At 50.6% G+C, this 21,414-nt stretch carries 2 protein-coding genes; both read right to left on the bottom strand.

Annotation, left to right across the window (positions count from 1 at the left end; genetic code table 11):
• Positions 1 to 3 precede the first annotated feature (3 nt).
• Positions 4 to 15,618, bottom strand: coding sequence for an SDR family NAD(P)-dependent oxidoreductase (locus SB847_RS07125; protein WP_410577490.1), 15,615 nt, complete (start codon positions 15,616 to 15,618; stop codon positions 4 to 6).
• A gap of 51 nt (positions 15,619 to 15,669) precedes the next feature.
• A complete protein-coding gene (locus SB847_RS07130) occupies positions 15,670 to 21,396 on the bottom strand; it encodes a type I polyketide synthase (RefSeq protein ID WP_410561576.1) in 5,727 nt (1,908 codons plus the stop codon).
• Between the last annotated feature and the right edge of the window lie 18 nt (positions 21,397 to 21,414).

Consider the following 21,414-nt stretch of genomic DNA (forward strand, 5'->3'; position numbering starts at 1 on the left):
CTATCACACCTCGCTTATTTCAAACATTGCTTCTGTGCCCGCCTCATTTTCTTCCGCTTCAGGCAACTGTGCTTTTTCAGGCCAATACCGCTGTTTTCGGTATACTGTCTGGCCGCCTTTCGGTTCCATGGTCGCTTTTCGCTCTTTCGGTATTCCTTCGTTGCTGACAATGATATGGGCATTATTCCCGCCCAAACCGAACGCGCTGACCCCGGCCCTGAGTATCTCTTTTTTTCCGTCCCACCGCTTCAGCTCAAGCACAGGATAAAGCGGCGAATCATTAAATTGAAAGCGGGGGTTCGGTTTATGGCAATGCAAAGTCGGCGGCAGTTCTTCATTGGCAATCGCCAGCAAAACTTTGATGATTCCCGCCGCGCCCGCCGCACTCAGCAAGTGGCCGATATTGCTTTTGACGCTTCCTACACCGCAAAATTGTTTTTCATCAGAATAAGCAGACAAGACATTGGTTAATCCTTTTAATTCAATCGGGTCGCCGATCAATGTACCGGTTCCGTGCGTCTCTACGTATGTCATGGTGTCCGGCTCGATTTCCGCTGATTGAACCGCCTGCTCAATCAAGTCCTGCTGCGCCCGGGGATTCGGCGTCGTCACGCCCATTGTGCTGCCGTCATTATTTATCGCAGAGCCGTCAATAACACCGTATATTTTATCTTCGTCTTCTATCGCTTTTTCGAGCGGCTTCAGCATCAGCACACCGCAGCCCTCTCCGATTCCTGTTCCGTCCGCATCGGCATCGAAAGATTTTGAACGGCCGTTTGGCGATAAGATTCTCGCCGCGCTCATTGTGAGAAAAGGTTTTTCATCAAGCAAAATGTCAACCCCGCCCGCAAAGGCCGCTTCCGCTTCTCCATTTTGAATAGCCTGCACGGCCAAATGAATTGCCGTTAGCGAACTGGAGCAGGCCGTATCTACGACCAGGTTGGGCCCTGTAAAGTTATAAATGTGCGCCATATGTGCGGTAATAAAATTTTGCCCCGCGCCAATAATCGCGTCTTTTTGCAAATATTGAAATTTCTGATGAAACGCACCTGCCCTTGCACCGGCAAAAACGCCGATACGGCGGCCCCAGAGATCCTCTTTTTGATAACCGGCATCGGCCAAAGCTTCCGCGCTCACTTCGAGCCACTGCCTTTGCAGCGGGTCTATCATCGGTGCCAGCGTTTCTGAAATATTAAAATACTCCGGGTCAAATTGATCAATATCGTGAATAAAACCGCCCCATTTACTGATGCTTTTTCCTTCTTGATATTCACCCGGCTGATAGTGTTCCCCGGCGTTCCATCTGTCCGGCGGAACTTCAGTGACGGCATCCGTTCCGCTGCGGAGATTCTTCCAAAATTCTTTTATATCCCCCGCTTTCGGAAAATGACAGGCCATGCCGATGATCGCAACCTTTCCCCGTTTCCCGGGCTTATCTGCCGTTTTTTTGCTCCGTTTCGGCGTCTTCTGCAAAGGGACCTTCTCCGCGGAAACTGCTGCATCTGCCGAAAAAGCTTCCGGACAATGTGCGGCTAAATAATCCGCGAGCTGTTCTATGGTAGGGTGTTCCAGAAGGACAGTCGGATCAATTGAAACGGACGGCAGTTTTTGATCAATCTTTGTCAGTACTTGCGCCAGAAAGATAGAATCCATTCCGTATTCCTGAAAAGGCACATCGATATCCATATGCGTTTCATCGATACTCAGCTCTTTTGCCAAAAGCGACCTCAGCCAAGATTGAATATCAATCCGGTTATGTTCCCGTTTTTTTGTTTCAGGAGGTTTGGAAGCTGTTCTCATTTCTTTATGGGCGGCTGGCTTGGCGTTTTCCAGCGCTTGGATGTCCCAATCATGTTTCACTTGTGCCGGCAGCACGACAGCTCCGGGTCTTTCTCTTAAAATGTAATCAAGCATCTTGAGACCTTCCGCGTCAGAGTGCCGCAGCAATCCCGTTTGCTCATAAATCCCGCTTTTTATATCCCTGCTCATGCCCGTCTCATCCCATGCCGGCCATTGTATGCTGATGATGCCGCTCTCATTGTTTTCTGCAAAATAGTCCATATAAGAATTTGCCATCGCATAATCGCTCTGACCCGCCGCAAGAATCGGGACGGCTGCCGAGACAGATGAAAACAGGACGAAAAATGCCGGCGCATCATTCTTTACACTCTCATACAGACTGTGAAGGCCGTCTGCTTTCGGGGCGAGCACCCGCGCGATACTGTCTTTGGATTTGCGGAGAAAAGCAGGGTTTTCACGGTCCGCAATTCCCGCGCAATGCAGAATGCCTCCGACAGGTCCGAGCGTTGAGGTTACCTCTTTTATAAGCCGTCCGACTGCCTGCTTATCCGTCAGATCAACTGCTGAGACGCACACTTTTACGCCTTGTGATTCCAGCTGCCGGATAAGCTGTATTTTTTCCGAAACGACAGGGTCTGTTTGCTCAAGATCCCACTCGGTTTTCGGCGGCAGCTCCTTTCTGCCTGTCAAAAGCAGTTTCTTCACACCGTATGCGGAAACGAAATGCTTGGCGCATAAAGCGCCGAGTCCGCGCGTTCCTCCGGTTATCATCAGGACGGCGTCTTTTGGAAACACAGTCCGGTCTGTTTGCACGGCTTCAGGTTCAATCTGATCAGTCTGCCGAAGAACATAGCTGAAGCGCATGCCCTCCCTATAGCAAACAGCAGATTCCGTTAAGTCTGATTCAATTTCTTGTTTAATAAAAGCGGCTGTCTGCTCCAGCGGCCCTTCAGGATCAATATCGGCGTGACAGGTGAGAATATGGCTGTATTCATGCCGCAGCATGCGATAAAGCCCCGCTTTTTCAATACCATGCATAGCGGCCGCCTTATTTTTGAAGGATTCAAGCCCTTTTGTAAGATAAAGCATTTTCATGTTTTCTTGTCCGCGGCCGTATTCAATCAGCTGCTGCAGCGATGCCACCCAGCTGACGTCCTGCCGCTTTTGTCGGGAGCTGCAGCCGGTGAAGTCAATAAACCCCGAATAGATGGCCGCATTCGGACCCTGTAAGAAAGAGATGAGCTGATTTTCCTGCACAATGTCAGCATCATTCAGCTGTTTTTTCACCTCGGCGGCAAGGTCTTTTGTATCTTCAGAGACGATGAGCGCTATTTTGCTGTTGAACGGCTCGGGTGAAGACACTGCCTCGCAAGGCTCCCATGTTTTTTGCAATACTACTGTTTTTTGATTCGAAAGCGGCAGCTGCTCCCGTTTCGGCACCCAATAGCGGTCTGCTCTGAACGGATAGGAGGGCAGGCTGATGCGGCGCGGCTTACTGTCCGTATACAGCTGCTCCCAATCCGTGTCAAATCCGTTTGCCCAGAGCCGCAGCACTTTCCTGTATTTCTTTTTCTCAAGCCAGGCGCTGACGAGGTCAGCGGCGTCTTCATCGTCTGAGAACATGGAAATCGTGTTATTCTCGCGTTTTTTACGGCCGCTGATGATATCTTCGCTGTTTTTTTCCATCAGAAACGCGTTCAGTTTTTCAGTCAGTTCCTCTGCGGAGCCTGCAATGATTCCCAGCCTCGCTTCCATCGCATCCCGTCCGGTCTGCAGTGTGTATGCGGCATCTGCAAGATCGATATGGCGGGATGATCCGTTTTGGATAAAATCGCGAAGGAGACGCGCTCTTTCTTTCAGCCGCTCTTCATTTTTAGCCGACAAAACAAAAAGAGATGACGCTTTCTCAGGGGTTTCCTGCTGTTCCGTCTCACTTTTGCCCATGTATTCTTCAATAACGATATGCGCATTGACACCTCCGAAACCGAATGAGCTTACACCCGCCCGGCGGGGCAGGACCCGGCCGTTTTCATCACGCAGCGCTTCCCACTCCTTTGTTTCTGTCACAATGTAAAACGGGCTGTCCTTCAATTTGATATGGGGATTGATGTTCTCGCAATGCAGACTTTTGGCGAGCGTCCGATGTTTCAGCTGCATCAATACTTTGATAACGCCCGCAATACCTGCTGCGAGCTCCAAATGTCCGATATTTGTCTTCACTGAGCCTATCCCGCAATATCCGCCCGGAGCCCCGTCTGTTTGGAAAGCTTTTTTCAATGCACTGATTTCAATCGGATCTCCGAGTGCCGTCCCTGTTCCGTGCGCTTCTATATAAGTGATCGTTGACGGGTGAATACCGGCTTTTTGATAAGCGCTTTTCAGCACATCCGTCTGAGCCTGCGGATTCGGCGCGGTAAGTGACGCTGAGCGTCCGCCGTGATTTTCCGCTGTACCGCGGATGAGGCCGTAGATGTGATCCCTGTCACGCTCAGCCTCTGAAAGCTTTTTCAAGACAATCATGCCGGCACCCTCTCCTCTGACATAACCGTCAGCCTGATCGGAAAATGCTTTGCAGCGCCCGTCTTCACTGAGCATGCCTGCTTTTTGAAAACCGATATGCCCTTCAGGCGTGACGATCGTGTTGACGCCCCCCGCGACCGCCATATCACAATCTCCCGTTTCAATGGCTTTTACCGCGCGGTGAATGGCGACTAAAGAACTTGAACAAGCGGTTTCTACCGGCTCGCTCGGCCCGTGAATATCAAGAAAATAACTCATCCGGTTCGGCCCGACGGACGGCACGATTCCGGTCATCGTATACCCCTCGACAGGAAGACCCGCCTTATTGATTAAGGTTTGATATCCGCTTCCCAATGTGCCGGTGAAAATACCGGTTTTTGTTCGGGCAATCCGTTTTGCTGAGTACCCCGCGTCTTCAATGGCTTTCCACACATACATCATTAATAGACGCTGCTGAGGATCCATCATTTCAGCTTCTTTCGGAGATATCCCGAAAAACAGCGGGTCAAACCCGGCGATACCATCTATAAAACCGCCCCATTTAATTGACGTTTTATTTGCGTCCGCTGCCGGATCGCCGTAATATTCGCGCCAATCCCAGCGATCTCGGGGAATTTCTGTGATGCAATGCTCCCCTTTTTGTAAACGTGTCCAGAATTCATCTATGTCTTTCGCCTGCGGAAAAATACCGCTGATTCCGATAATGGCTATCGGTTCGGTTTTTTCTTCTGATTTTCCTTTTACGGATACGGGCGTTTCCCGCTTGACATGAACGGCCGCCGGAGCTTCAGCTTTTCTTATTCCGGCTTTTGGAGCGGTTTTTAAACTCTCTCTTTCTAAGCCGCTGAACGCTTCTTTCCATTCAGATATCAAATGACCGCTCAGTTTGCGCAATGTCGGAAATTCAAAGAAGATAGTCGGGCTGAGCTCAAGCTGATAAGTCCGATTTAATAGATTTGTAAATTCAGTGAAGATGATCGAATCAAATCCGTATTCCGTCAGTTCGCTGTCAGCCTCAATATCTTTCATGCTTACCTTTAAAAGATCTGATACATGCCGCTTTAGTTTCTCTTGAACCTGATCTTTCAGATCTCTTGCATCTGCCACTGCCGGAGCTTGTCCGGCGGCGCTTTGTTCTTCCCCCAGATCGAAAATATGGCTGCGGATCCGTTTTTCGTCGCCCTCTGCCACCATGACCTGGTGTTCTCCGGAGGCAAAAGCCGCGTAAAGCGCCTGGATGCCTGAAGCCGATCGCATAGCTTTCATTCCGGTCTGTTCGTACATCAGCCGTTCGGTCTCTTTGTCCACGCGCATACCTCCTTCTTCCCAAAGCGGCCAGTTGACAGACAGGGTCTGCCCGCTCCGCTCGTTGTCCCGCACGAGACGGTTCCGGCGGGCTGCATAAACATCCATAAATGCGTTGGCTGCCGCATAACCGGCCTGCCCCGGATTTCCCATGCCTCCCGCTAAGGAAGAAAACAGAATAAAAAAGTCCAGCCGCACATCTTTCGCTGCTTCATCAAGATTGATAAGCCCTTTCACTTTCGGCGCCATGACGGTCTTCCGTTCGTTTTCTGTCTGGTTCAGAATGTAGTTGTCAGCAATTACGCCTGCGCCGTGAATGATCCCGTCGAGTGTTCCGTGCTCCTCCTGTATGCCGCGGACGAGGGCGATGACCGCCGCTCTGTCTGTCACGTCAACCGGTTGATACAATACGCGGGCGCCCGACGCTTCCAAGCGCCGTAAGCGGGCGGAGCGCTCTTCATCAAGCGCTTCTGCCCTTCCCGTTAATACGAGGACAGCGTTTTTGACGCGGGAGGCTATTTCTTCAGCGAAAATCAGTCCGATGCCGCCCGCTCCCCCGGTGAGGAGGTAGACCCCTTCGTCTTTCCACGGAACGGCGCCGCTTTGAGAGGCCGGCAGATGACGCCAGTCTCTGACGAGACGTTTGCCGTCTTCATAACGGATTTCCGCTTGTTCAGGATGCGCCCGGTTTTCTTTCAGCTTGGCAAGAAGCGCTGATGCTGACTCGTCCGGATCGGCTTGGATGACTTGGCCGTACAGCTTCGGATGTTCAAGGTGAGCCGTTTTCAGGAAAGCGGCCAGCCCCGCCAATACATTGTCTTCCCCCCTGTCGGGGACAAGAAGCTGGATCAGCGTTTTTTTCTTCTGTTTTTCTTTGGTAAGACGCGTGACGATCGCTGACAGCTCCGCCGCGCAGGCGTCATAACGGTCTTCAATCGGACCTTCGCTGTCAGCCGCACATACGGCGCCGCTTATGTCCTCAGCATTCATTCCGCCATACAGCGTCACGTATCTGAAAGACTCTTCTTGTCCGCCGCCTTCATCCGGCGGTGATTCCTGCCACTTTGGCTGAAGCAAGAGCGGTTTTTCCTCCGTTTCCTCTTCCAGAAAACGGGCGGTGAGCCCCGTCAATCGGACACATACCTCGCCGTTTTCATCACACAGCTCAATATGATAGGCGCCGTCCGCTGAGGAAAGCACCGCCCACATCGTCTCCCGGCACCCAGAAAACACCTGCATATCCTGGAGGGCAAACGGCAGAAACGGCCGTCCGGACGCGGAACCGTCTGAGAGCACGAGACCGATAGAAGCCTGAAGGGCGGCGTCAAGCATGCTCGGATGCAGGGTGAACGGCTCCTTTTCCTCGCGGGCGGACGGCGGAAGAGTGAGCTTTGCGAGCACTTCTCCGCTTCCGGCATAGACGGCGTCAAGCGCCTGATGCGACGGTCCGTAGGTGATGCCGAGGCTGTCGAATGCTTCATAGCACTCAGCCTTTGACATGCGCCGGCCGCCGCAGCGCGCCTGAACCGCTTCCACATCGAGAACAGGAGCACGCTCCGTCTCTTCGAGCACGGCCTTTCCCTGGAAAAAGACAAGCGGCTCTTCTCCTTCGGCATACGCTTCAAAAGCGATGTCTCCGTTTTCTTCCGGCTGAAGCTTCACATGAAGCGTCACTCCTTCAGAAAGCGCCGTCACCGGCCGGAGCCAAACGATCTGTTTGAGCCGGACACCCGTTTTCCCGCCGGGCAAATCTTCAGCGGCAAGTGTAACGGCGGCCCGGGCCATTTCTAAAGCAGCTGCGCCCGGAAGCACCGGTTTTCCATTGACGATGTGATCGGCAAAAAATGGTTCATGCCCTGAAAAAACAGAAGTAAAGCGCTGGGCGGTAAAAGTCGATGTATTCGTATGGAGCAGCGGATGGAGCTTTTCACGTTCAGCTGAATTCCGGCTTTCAAGCTCTCTCTGAAGACGATCGGATGCCCAATACGTCTGCCTGGCAAACGGGTAGCCCGGCAGATTGCCGATTCGCGGCAAAGGTCCGCCATAAAGCAAGTCCCCTTCGATTTCATAACCTTGACAATAAAAATCTGCCAGCACGCATAACAGCTCCTGATATTTTCTATGGTCAGAATATGAGGCGCTGCACTTGCCGAGCACTTCTATTATGTGCTCCTGAATATGCTGACGGCCTGCAAAGTGCTGCGGTACTTTTCCCGAAAACACATAAGGATGATGTTCATTAAGCTTTGCCTGCTTCCATACATACACTGCGTCATCAGCATCTTGCACTACGATGGCGGCGCGATGGTTAAAGTGATGCCGTCCTTTTAACAACGTATAGCTGAGCTGGGCCAGATCATTTTCTTTCAGTCCGCCATTTTCCGCCCAAGTGATCATATCTTCGATTTTTTCCTGAAGGGCCTCCTCTGTTTTTGCAGACAAAGTAAGTAAATATGCAGGGGCATCACGATGAGGTGAAGCGCTGCGCTTATAGCTTTCCATAACGACATGGGCGTTTGTTCCGCTCATCCCGAATGCGCTGACTGCCCCCATTCGGTTTTTACCCGGCAGAGAAGGCCACGGTTTACCCGTTTTATTCACATAAAAAGGACTCTTCTCCCAGTTGATATAGCGGTTTTCCCCGCTGCAATGCAGACTGGCGGGAATGATTTCACGGGAGAACGCCTGTAAAAGACTGATCAAACTGACAATGCCTGATGCGGCAAACGTGTGGCCGATATTGGTTTTAATTGATGTGAGCGCGCAAAATGCTTCTTCGTTTGTATAGGCAGAAAATGCGTCATAAAGCGCGTTAATTTCCACCGGATCACCGAGTTTTGTACCTGTGCCGTGTGTGACGATATATTCAATATCTTCAGGGTTGATACGCCCCCGGTCATAAACGGAAGTAAGCAGCCGGGTCTGCGCGACGCCGCTCGGAGCGGTAATTCCGTTTGTTTTCCCATCATAATTGATGCCGCTCGCCCGAATCACCCCGTAAATCGGATCACCATCCGCTTCCGCCTCTCTCAGCGGCTTCAGAACAACCGCCGCGGCCGCTTCCCCCGGAACCATGCCGTCAGCCCTTTTATCAAACGCGAAGCATTTCCCGTTTTCTGACAGCATTCCGGCTTTATCTATCGTTTCAAAAAAGTCCGGGGTATTCATGATATTCACCCCGGCCGCAACAGCTGTTGTGCACTCTTTATTCTGCAAGCTTAATACCGCCTGATGGACAGAAACGAGCCCCGAAGAACATGCTGTATTTATCGCCATCACAGGACCGGATAAATTCAAGTGATAAGCCAGCCGCGCCGCCAAAATACCGTTATGATGAGACGTGACATTGCCTTTGTCCCGTGTTAAAAGGTGATAATCTCCTTCTTCCGCCCCCACAAACATACCGATCGTCTGCTGCTTGATGTGACTGGCGCCGTAGCCGGCGTCCTCAAGGGCCCTCCACGCTTCCTGAAGAAGCAGCCGCTGTTTCGGATCCATCGTTTCAGCTTCCCTCGGCGATATTTCAAAAAATAAAGGGTCGAATTCGTCCGCCCCCGGTACAGCGCCGAGTTTCCATTTTGAACTTGTGAAGCCTTTTTTTGCGACCGGTGCGACAACATCCTTTTCCTGAAACAGAATGTCCCACAGCTCGTCCGCCGTGCGCGCCTGAGGAAATCGGCCGCTCATGCCGATAATGGCAATGGAATCAGCTGCCTGACTGCCATCGGTTCCGGCGTTCAGCTTATTTCTTCCCCTCTGCTTCTTTCGCTTTTCCGTTCCTGCCTTTTCAAAGACAGATTGATCTGCGGATTCAGGTTTCTTTTCTTCATAGACATGCTCCATGACGGACTTGTGTTCCGTCAGAAAATAGCGGACGACCTTCTCCAGTGTGGAATGTCCGAAAAACAGGGCCGGTGTCACTTCAATTCCGTAATGAGCGGACAAAGAAGAGGCGAATTCCGCCAAACTGATAGAATCAAAGCCGAAATCAGCCAGATTGTCAGTGTCCGTCAGTCTGTTCTTGTCTATTTTCAAAAGCCCCGCCGCCAGTTCTTTCACATCCCAGCTTACGCATTCTTCCAGTGTAAAGCCTTTCATTTCACTCCGCCTTCCTGAAAACGGGACGTTCCTGTTTACAGAACCCGAAATCGGCCGTTCGCCTTGATCTATCTGCAGGAAGCGTTTGGCCCTCGACGGAAAACCGGCCAGGACGAGATACTGGCTGGACGGCTGGACTAACAATGTTTCAAAAGCGTCGAGTCCTTCCTCTGTGTATAAATAACGCTGTCCGCTTGATTTTAAATACATATCGGTGCTTTCCGCCGTGCCGACATGCATCCCCCCTTCTTTCCAAAGCGGCCAATTGATTGCAAGTGACTTGCCGCTTCTGAGTCCGAGGCTCACAAGTTTTTCCCGATGACGGACAAAAGCCATTTGGAAGCGGTTCCCCATCGCGTAGTCACAAGAACCGAAGTCTCCTAAAATCGCTGAAGAAGAAGAGAAACAACAGAAGAAGTCAAGCGGCTCCCGTGACAGAACCTGATCTAACACCGCGGTGCCGTCCGCTTTTGGCGATAAGACTTGCTGAAAGGTTTGCAGATCTTTCTCCAGAATACTTTCAGTGCCTTGAAGACCTGCAGCGTGAATGACACCGTGAATCGGCCCGCATCCTTTCTCTTTCGCTTCTTGCAAACCTTTCTCCATCTGAGCCTGATCTGCGGCATCCGCCTGCACGTAAAACACCTTGGCGCCTGATTCTTCCAATCTCTTTATCTTGTTCAGCACCGGGCCGCCTGCCGCTGATCTCCCCGTCAAAATGAGCGTAACCGGTCCTTTTTCAGCGAAATATCCGGCAAATAACAAGCCTAATCCCCCGCATCCGCCGGTAATCAAGTACGTTTTCCCGCTTTTTATCACACGCTTCTCAACAGGGGCAATATCCGTCTGCTTCATTTCCATGACGTGACGGATTTCCCCACTGTACATGACACTGCGGAACGACTCGCTGTGAAGTTCTTCACATACGTTATGGATCAGTTTTTCTAACGGTCCTTTTTGTTCAAAATAAACCGCGGCCGTATCCGTCTCCGGCAAGATCAGTTTCAGCGACCGTTCCAGCCCGATCCATGACTCGGCGTAACTGATATCGGTATCGCTCCCGCACTGAGCGGAAAGAAAGATTCGCCTCGGTTTAAAACGCAAAGAAGCAGCTGCGCGGATCACATGATACAGAATGGAATAGTCTTTCACGGTCTTTTCATCTTCAAGCGGCCATCCATACAAAATGGCATCCGCTTTGCCTGCAGCCGTTTCAATATGCCGAAACGTTTCTTGATATGCTTGTCCGTCAGTGATTTTAATTTGATAATGCGTGTTTGAAAGCTTTTGAGTTTCCTCACCCTGTGAAATAAAAAACACGCCGGCTCCCGGATAAAGGGATTGTAAAGACTGATAAGCATGCTTTCTGGCAGCTTCTCCCGTAAGAAAACAGATGACCGTTTTCAGCTCTTCATGAATGGATTTCTTCAAAGGCTGCTGCGTCCACATTTCTTCAAATATCATCATCTCGGATTGTTCCTCTTGCCCGTGATCCTGCTGAGACGGCAGTCTCATTCTTATCCCTTTGATTTCTGCGCAGACAGTGCCGGTTTCGTCACAAAATTGAATGTCACAGCCGGTTTGATTCTTTTTATTAATATACATCCACATGCCGGATGAGCACGGACGCATGACGCGCAGTTCTTCAACCGCTTCAGGCACGATATGGACTGACGGCTCCGTTTTTGCCAGGACTTGAAAAGCTGCGTCCAGAAATTCCGGCGGCAGATGATATCCCGGATTACAGCCGCTTTCATCTATAAGAGCAAGCTTCGCCCAAACCGCATTTTCTCCCGCATAAAGCTTTTCAACGGTGCGGAACTCCTTACTGATCGTTACACCTGACGTGCCTGGTGTTTCATAATCGAATGACAGCGGGCGGCAGTCTTTTTGTAAGGAGGCAATATCCAGCACGCGGGATGGTTGTATGTTCCCTTGTCCGATGATTCCATAATGATGCAGCTTCTCTTCGTCACTGTATATTTCATAATGGATGCCTTCCTCGTCTTTAGACAGAAGGGAGAGATTGACGCCCGCACCGTGATGTCCGCCGGTAATCGGGTCAGTCCATGCCGCCGTTCGGATCCATATCTCTTTTTCTTCAGAGCTGTCTGCCGCATGATGATAAGCCGCAAGCGCCATTTCTAAATAAACGGCTGCCGACAGAACCCGCCCCCCTCTCACATCGTGGAAAACGTGTTCCCGGCCTGTAAAAGAAGTATGATAGCTTTGCTCCGCCAAGGTTGACGTATTTTCATGCAGGAAAGGATGCACATATTCAGTTGTTCCTGTTTTTGGTTCTTCCCGCTTCATCCAGTAGCTTTCTTTTGCAAATGGATAAGACGGCAGACTGATACGATGCGGCAGCGCCCCTTTATATAAAGATGCCCAATCGACGGGCGTCCCGTGAACCCAGGCATTCAAAAGACTGTCAAATTGACGTTTTTCCATCCAATCACTGACTGTGCCTTCCGTCTCCGTGACAGCACTATCACCCCGTCCTGTAAACACCCCGCTTACGGAACCAGCATTATTCAGAAAAGCAGTCAGCTTCTGTTCCAATTCAGAAACAGAGTCCGCTGCCATCGCCAGCCGTTCTTCCATCGGGACCCTGCCGACTTGAAGGGTAAATGCCGCGTCAAGCAGGTTCGCATCTGTAATTGTTCCGTTTCCGGCGGCATCCGCCAGCAACAGAGCCCGCTCGCGCAAGCGGTCTTTATCTTTTGCCGATAAAACAAAAAGCGCCGGACGGCCGGTGTCTGCCGAACTCATTTCAGCCGGTTCATACTCTTCTATCAGCAGGTGGGCATTTGCACCGCCCGCACCGAAAGAAGATGTACCCGCGATTCTCGGATATTCCCGTGTTACTCCTTCAGATTCTATGACCGGCCGTCTCCATTCCGCCGTTTTCTGCTGCACGATAAAAGGAGAAGTTTCAAAATCAATTTCCGGGTTCAGCTGCTTTGAATGCAGCGACGGCACCAGATATCCGTGTTTCATCTGAAGAAGAATTTTGGTGACCGCAGCAATGCCCGCCGCACTTTCCAGGTGTCCGATATTGGATTTAACAGAACCGATGGAACAAAATTGCTTTGCATCCGTATAGCGTCGGAAAGCCTTGGTTAACCCTGCGATTTCAATCGGATCTCCCAAGGAAGTGCCGGTGCCGTGGGCTTCCAGATAGCTGATTGCTCTCGGATCAATACCTGCCCGCTCCATCGCCTCTGCGATCACTTCTCCTTGTGCATTCGGATTCGGAACGGTGAACCCGTTCGTTTTGCCGCCGGCGTTCAGAGCGCTTCCTTTAATGACACCGTATATATGATCATGATCTTCAACAGCCTTCTTCAACGGCTTTAACACGATACAGCCGACACCCTCTCCGTCAACAAACCCGTCAGCCTTATCACCGAACGCTTTGCACGCGTTTGACGGTGACAGCATTCTCATAGAAGAAAGTCCGATATAATGAACCGGATCTGTAATCAGGTTTACGCCGCCGGCAATCGCGCATTCAGATGCACCTGTTCTGATGCTTTCTGCGGCGAGATGAATGGCGGTTAAGGATGAGGAGCATGCGGTATCGACCGCGATGCTCGGACCGTGAAAATCAAACACATAGGATACGCGGTTCGGGATAAAGTGGTAGTGGGCTCCTGTCGGATAGTTGCCGTTCATGACACCCGCAAAGACACCAACCTTTTTACGGGCGCATAGTGAATCAGGGGTATATCCGGCATCCTCAAGAGCCGCATAAGCGGTTTCCAGAAACAGTCTCTCCTGCGGGTCCATGCGCTCCGCTTCTTTCGGGGAGATTTTAAAAAACAGCGGATCAAATTTATCAATATCTGTTAAAAAGCCGCCCCACTTCGTATACATCCGGCCTTCCTTACCTTTTGTCTCATCATAGTAGTCCCGCCAATCCCAGCGGTCTTTCGGAATTTCGGTGATTCCGTGTTCACCGGTCTTTAACCGTTCCCAGAACTCATTAACATTTTCAGCTCCGGGATACCGTCCGGCAAGACCGACAATTGCTACTTCAAGGTGTTTTGACGGCGGTTCGGAAGCGGGCGGCGCTTTTTCAGAAAAAGATGCCGCTTGGCGCTTCGTCAATCCGGCGCTTTTTTTGCGGCTTTGCTTTTTCTGTAATGTGTGCGGCGCCTTTTCGGCTTCTTTATTTGTCTTGAAAATCCCAGCCATATCATCCTGTCTTGAGCTGACGAGATATTCCGCTAATCCGCCGATTGTCGGATACTCGAAGAACAAAGTGCTGCTGATATCAGGTATGTCTTCCCGCACGCGGTTGGTCAGCTGTACGATTAAGATGGAATCGATTCCGTATTCTTCAAGGGGCGTATGGGCTTGAACGTCCTCAATCGGCATCTTTAAGATGGCGCTGACGATCTGTTTCAGGTACTCTGTGCTTTTTTCAAGCAAAGAGCCGGATGATGCCGCTTCAGTATGATGGACTTCTTCAGAAAATCGCGCATGCAGTTCGCGCTCCTTCGTTTCAGCCAAGTATGCGGCAAGCTCTTCTATCGTCCGGTATTCAAAAAACAGCGTGCTGCTGATATCAGGGACGAGATCCCGCAGCTCATTCGTCAGCTGAACGATCAGAATAGAGTCAATGCCGTATTCATCCAGAGGAGCCAGCGGATTTATCTCTTCTGCCGGCATTTTTAATACTTTTGCCGCAGCCCTTATCAGAAAAGCCGCTGTCTTTTCCGAAAGCCCCTCTCCCGCTTGTTTGATGGGGAGCTGACGATCAGAGGATGTTTGCGGTACGTTTGATTGGCGCTTTTGCGCGGTGTAAGCTTCCCTGCTCTGCCTGATGACTCCGTTGCTTTTCGCCGTGATAATCTGCTGGGTGTGCAGACGTTCGTTTTCAGCCGGAAATTGAATGGAATGAAAGCCTTCAGCCATTAAAACGGATTTCCATGTTTCCGGATAAAGACCGGGGCACCCCGGAATCCGCAGCGCCTCGTCTTCGTACAGCCACCAGCCCTCTAATAAGCCGAATGTAACATGTGTAAACGGCGTATGCCCGCCCAGTTCATTAACAAGCAGCAAACCGTCCTTTTTCAATACGGCTTTTGCCGTCCGTAATGTTTTCCGGATATTTTTGGTGGCATGCAGCACGTTTGCGGCAATAGCGATATCGTAGGTTCTCAGATGTAATCTCTGGCCCGCCGCAGGCTGCTCCACATTAAACAGCTGATACGTCAAATACGGATTGTCCGCGCCGTATTCCTTTTCGGCATGCATTAAAAAAGCTTTTGACAAGTCGGTATAACAGTATTCCTGAATATGGTTTTGAAAGGGGCGGAGCTTTTTAAACAGTGTGCTGCTCGTTCCGCCGGTGCCCGCTCCGATCTCCAGCAGACGGATGTTTGCCTCAGGATTGTTTTTAATTACATTTTCCACATAAATACACGCTTCATTTGCCAGCACATCGTTGTAATAATCAGCGAGAATATTATGCTTATAGATTCCTTCAACAAGCTCCATTGAGGAATCGGGAAACATCACGTCAGTGGCTTTTATTTTGCCTGTTAAAATGTCAGGCAAAGCTTGAATGACGGTATCCGCCAGCAGAGCCTGCGCTTTCATATCCGGATCTTTCAGCCATTCGTTTTTCTTCTTATGCCACTCTTCCCAAACCGCGGCCGTTTCATCGCTTTTAAAATCGCTGTCTAAAAGACGGATGCTTTCTTCCAGCCAGCGCTCATATAAAGGCAGACAGGAAGCCGCCGGCGCTTCGCCGGTCAGACCCATTGAACGCAGCGTCACCCGCAGCACTTGCAGCAAAAGCCGATTCAATTCTTTCATTTGATTGCTTATTTCTGTTCTTAAGGATAACTGTGTACGGTCTTTTTGTTTGTCTCCCTTACCCAAAACCTTATCCTCCTAAGAAAATTAAATTTGCTCCGTCATTTTGACAGGCAATCAGATAGTCACAAATTCATGAGGGTTCATTCCCTCGATCGGAATCGGCTTGGTCAGCTTCATCAGCCCCATACGGGAGATCGGCTGCGTCAGCAGAGTTTCCAGCGCCTGCATCCCTTCCGCACGGCTGATCAGCCCGAGACCGATTGCACTCAGTCTGTCAAACTCTTCAGAAATGTGATTGTCAGCCCGCTCCCAATAACCCCAGTTCATCACTTTGACCCGGCATGACAGCCGTCCGGAAAGCTCATGGGCAAATGCGTCTTTAAATGCGCACCCCGCCGCATAATGACTTTGGTTCGGATTCTTAATATATGAAATAACCGAAGAGAAAAAGAGAATAAAGTCTAAAGACTCTTTCGCAAATACTTCGGCAATGTTGACGGAAATATCCACTTTCGCCGCAAGGCCGGCGTGAAACTGTGATTCTTCCATATCTTTTACGCTTTCATTCGCAAATACCATCGCTGAATGAACGACGCCGCTGATGGTGCCGTATGTGTTTTTAATCTGTTCATAGGCGCGCTGAAGCGATGGAAGATCAGAAGCATCTGCGGCTATATATTCGGGAGCCGGGCCTGATGACCGGTACCGGTCTATTTTTTGGCGTATCCGGCTGTCCAGCGGCCGCCTCCCGATCCAGACGACTCGGGCTTTATACGTCGTCACCATATAATCTGTCCAAACCTCGCCGATGCCTCCCGCACCGCCGATGATGACATATACGCCTCCATAGCGGTAAGGAACACTTTCAGACGGCCCGCTTTGGACCGGCAGCAATTGAGGCCGGTACCATTCCTGATGTCTGCGCACCCATGCTTTACCCGTACGGTCGCGGGGCAGGCTGAATATGTCTTCTGCGGGGAAATCCCCCCCGTCTTCAAGATCGGCCAGACGGATGTGCCAGCTCGGATGTTCTTTAGCGAGAGACCCGACGAAACCGTGCACACCGGAATGAGCGGGACGCACCTCATCATATTGGGTGATAGGCTGTGCTTGGTGCGTAATCACCGTCATCCCGAGCTGCTCTTTTCCATACCCGAGACCGATAAGAGCTTTGGCAGCTCTAAAAATTTGCAGCACCCCGCTTTTTTGATCATGGCTGTCAGAATCAGCCGGCTGAGGGGCAAACCAGATCATATGCTGAATCTCACCGAGACGGCGGAGCCGATCAGATATCACTTCAACGGAAGCACTTTGGCTGCTATCAAATCGCACAGCTTTAGGAAACAACCGTAAAACCGCGTCCGCCTGCCCGTCTGTACCGCCCATGATGACAGCTTTTGCTTCAGAAATGGGGAAGCCGGTTTGGTTGTCTATCGGTTCCGCGTCCCATACCTGCATCAGTTTGACGGCTCCGGTAAGGTTACCCGGCAGATCGTATTGCTTATTATCGGTTACGGCCGGCGCACTTTCGGCCATCCGGGCAGAAAATCCTTTTATCCTTACACACACATTGCCGCGTTCATCACATATATCCATGTCCATTCTTCGTACGGCCGGTGTTTCATGTGTCACAAATACGGCCGCCCACATGTTTGGACTGCACGGATGAAAAACGGTCAGTTCATGCAATTCAAAAGGCATTAACGGCTGCTCCGGATAACCCGCTTGATCTTCATTCATAACGCCGATGGCCGCCTGAAAAGCGGAATCTATCAGACTAGGATGGAGCACAAACTGTTCGGCTTCATCAGAAACGGAAGCAGGGAGCACCAATTTAGCCAAGGCTTCTTTTTCCCCGCAATAAATGTGATCAATTCCTTGATGTGAAGGTCCGTATACAATTTCCGCCTTTGCAAACGCCGCATAGCAGTCTTCTTTTGACAGCACTTTTTTGCGGCATCGCGCTTTCAGCTGTTCAATATGCAAAACCGGCGCCTCAGACAGCGGCTCAATCACAGCACTGCCTTCACAATAAATGTCTGAATCATTTTCATTGCTGTACACTTGAAATGACACATTGCCGTTATCCTCCAAAGAAAGCCCTGTCGTCATACGCAGCGGCTCTTTTTTATGAACGGCCTGGCGTATCCAGCTGATATACCGCAGCGAAATGCCGGTTTTAGCCGTGTATTCAGCGGCTAACGGCGCGGCAGCCAGTTCAGCCGCGGCTCTCGCCATTTCAAGATAAGCCGCCCCGGGGAGAACACGCTTGTTTCGGACGATATGATCGGCTAAGAAGAATTCATCTCCGTTCAGTATCGTACTGAATTTTTGTTCTAACAAATCTGATGTATTGCGGTGAAGCAGCGGGTGAAGCCTGCTTTCTGTATTTACGGAAGTGACGGGATGATCGGGCTCCGGTATCCAATATCGTTCCTTTGCAAACGGATACGTCGGCAGACTCATCCTGCGCGGTTTCTCCTCCTGATACAGCCGCGTCCAGTCTATCTCAAATCCTTTTGACCACAGCTCCGCAAGTTTTTTGTAAGTGCCGCTGTCCATCCATTTTCGGATCAGCTCCTCCGTATCCTGATCATCATTCAGGAAACCCCTGATTTCCGTTCCGCTATCAGACCGCCCTTGAAAGCAGCCGTCAATCTGCCGTTTTTGTTCTGTAAATTCAGTTAATTTCCTGATCAGGTCCGCTTGATCGTTCACTAAAAAAACAAGCCGTTCTTCCATTGCCAGCCGTCCCGTTTGCAGCGTATACGCCAGTGACCGCAGGGAAAAAGGTTCATCAGGCTGCTTATCTAAGCCGGACTGACCGAAAAGACCGGAAAGAATATTCTTATATTTCTCATCGTTTGTCAGACATTCTGCTAAAGTCCGGACGGAAGTATGCTGTATGAGATCAGTCATGTCTATTGCCAGCCCGTATTGATCCGTCATCAGCTCAGCAAACTGTGTCAGCTGCATGACATCCAAGCCGAATTCCTTCCAATCCTGTTCACCATCTACCGAGCCGGACTCTACATGCAGAACTTCCGCCAGAACACTGCGCAACGCATTTTCCAGCTGATTTTGCATTGTATCTCTTTTGTCATGAAGCGGCCCGCTTCCTTCAAGCGCTTCATCTTTGAGAAACATCAGCAGGCGGGCAGCGTATTCTTTCAGCCGCTCCGGATTTTTCGCTGACAGAGGCACGATATACGGTCTCTCTTGATTCTCCGTAATACCGGGGTTTTCAGGCCTGTACTCTTCTAAAATGAGATGAACGTTTGAACCCGTCGCCCCAAATGAACTGATGCCCGCGCGTCTCGGACAGGCATGTTCACTGCCGTTCTCTGTATACGCCGGCCTTTTCCATGGCTCGGTTTTTTGCTGCACGTAAAATGGCGAGTCCTCTAAACGGAGATACGGATTAATCGTCTCTGAGTGCAAAGAAGGGACAAGCGTTTTGTGAAACAGCTGCAAAACCGTTTTATGAAGCCCGCTGATCCCGGCGGCTGATTCCGCATGTCCGATATTCGATTTAACGGAACCGATCGCACAAAATTGCCGATCCTCTGTAAACGTGCGGTAAGCTTTAACAAGACCTTGTATTTCAATCGGATCTCCTAAAGAAGTTCCGGTTCCGTGCGCTTCCACATAAGAAATCGTCCGGGGATCGATCCCCGTCTTTTCAAGACATTCAGCTATCATATCCCCCTGCGCCACGGGGCTCGGCACGGTAATCCCGCTGACGGTCCCCACGTGATTGACGGCGCTGCCTTTTATCACCGCATAAATATGATCTTTATCTTCTTCGGCCTTGTGGAGCGGCTTCAGCAGCACGGCTCCGATGCCGTCAGCTGAGACATAGCCCGTGCCTCCTTCGCCGAACGTGCGGCACAGTCCGTCACTCGAATGCATATCCATCAAGCCGTATGTGATATATTTTGTCGGGTGCAATGATAAATTGACGCCTCCGGCAAGAGCTGCTTCACATTCACCGCGTCTCAGACTTTCCGCCGCCATATGGACGGCCGTCAGAGATGACGAACACACCGTGTCAACCGCCATGCTCGGCCCGTGAAAATTGCAAAAATATGAAACCCGGTTTGCGATCGGCGCATAGTTCAAGGGATAAGGAAAGACCAGCCCTTTGGCCGCAGCTTCAGCGCCGGCGAGAGAATAATCCATATGCATCACCCCGGCAAACACACCGACGTTCATTCTCTTATTCGGCCCTTTCGGCTGAACGATTGTTTCCGGGGTGTAGCCCGCATCCTCAATCGTTTCCCAGCATGTTTCTAAAAACAATCGTTCTTGCGGATCTTTAGCTTCTGCCTCCCGCGGAGAAATCCGGAAAAATTTCGCGTCAAAACAATCCGGATCGTCTATAAAACCGCCCCATTTGGAAATCGGCTTGCCGGACGGCGATCGCAAATGCTCATATTTCCTCGTATCCCAGCGGGAACGAGGCACTTCCGTTACGCTGTTTTCTCCATTTTTTAAATTTGTCCAAAATTCACGAAGATTTTTGGCGCCGGGGTACCGTCCCGCCATCCCGACAATCGCAATATCTCCATTCTGCGTTCCGGCTGACACCGATTTTTTCACGCGGTTTTGGGTCGTCCTCTTTTTTTCCCGGTGCAAAGGCTCAGCACTTGAATGCCCGCTTTGAGCATGGCCGAAACCGGCTCCGTAATGTTCGCACAAATATCCCGCCAATTCCGCGATTGTCGTGTATTCAAATAACAGTGTCGGCAGAAGCTGCGTTCCGATTTTTTGTTCAATTTCCTTTACCATGCCCAACAGCCCCGGAGAATCCAGCCCCATTTCATAGTAGCCGATATCCGGGTCAATCTCTTGCACAGGTTTGTTCAATCGGGCGGCAAGCAATTCTTTTAAATAAAGGATGCACTGTTCAGTAAGGCCGGCGGAAGCCTCCGCACGGCGGGGCTCAGAAGGCGCCGGTTCCGCTTGCGGAGCCGGGACGGCATTCCGCCCGTCAGGTTCTTTCTTTTGCCGTTTCTGATTGATCAGTTCCGGGTCCCTCACCAGTTTATTGGCGAAGTTTTTCAGTTCGCCGACTTTTCTGCCTTCCTCATTGAAAAACTCCATTGTCACGTAAACGAGATCTTTCTTACGGGTGACGGATTCTTTTTTTATCTTAGTGATACATGTTGTCTGCAGCAATTCGGCGCAATAAAACGATTCATAAAACAGCGGCAGAAATAATTGCCCCTCCTCCCTCGTCAAAGGAGCGAGATATACATTGGAGCCAATGCTGCTCGCATCTATCAATGCGGGATGAAACATCGTCTCTTCTGCATGTTCCAGCTGATCCTTTTGCACCGACAGATCAATATAAATCTCTTTTTCAGTTTGGTAGACGCTTCCGCAGCCTTTCATCATTCCTGAATGAACCAGTTCTTGATCCCTGCATTCCGCGTAAATGTCCTCAAGCGGTATTTCTGCCGCCGTTTGTTTTACGGCATCCATCTGGACGCTCTCTTGGAAGCCGGCGGGCTTGACGGAATGCATTTGCGCCGCGGCATATACCTTTGTCTCTGCTGCTTCGTCACCTTGTTTTTGCCCTTTCACCTCCACCTTCCACTGCCCTTCGCCGTTCTCTGTACAATCAACGGAAAGCAGGATTGATTCTCCCTGTTCAGGAGCTAAAGGGTGAAAAATCGATAAGTGCCTGAGTTCAAGACCAGCATAAAAAAAACCGTTTTCTCTGAAAGTCTGATAGATCAGGTCAATATAAGCCAGACCCGGCAGCAGTTCCTTTCCATAGGCTTTATGATGTTTCAGAACGGGATGCTGATTGTTAATAAGAAGCTGCTCTTGCATATGAACTTCCTCCATATC

The sequence above is a fragment of the Bacillus sp. SIMBA_026 genome, from assembly GCF_046535335.1.
Classification (GTDB): Bacteria; Bacillota; Bacilli; order Bacillales; family Bacillaceae; genus Bacillus; species Bacillus velezensis.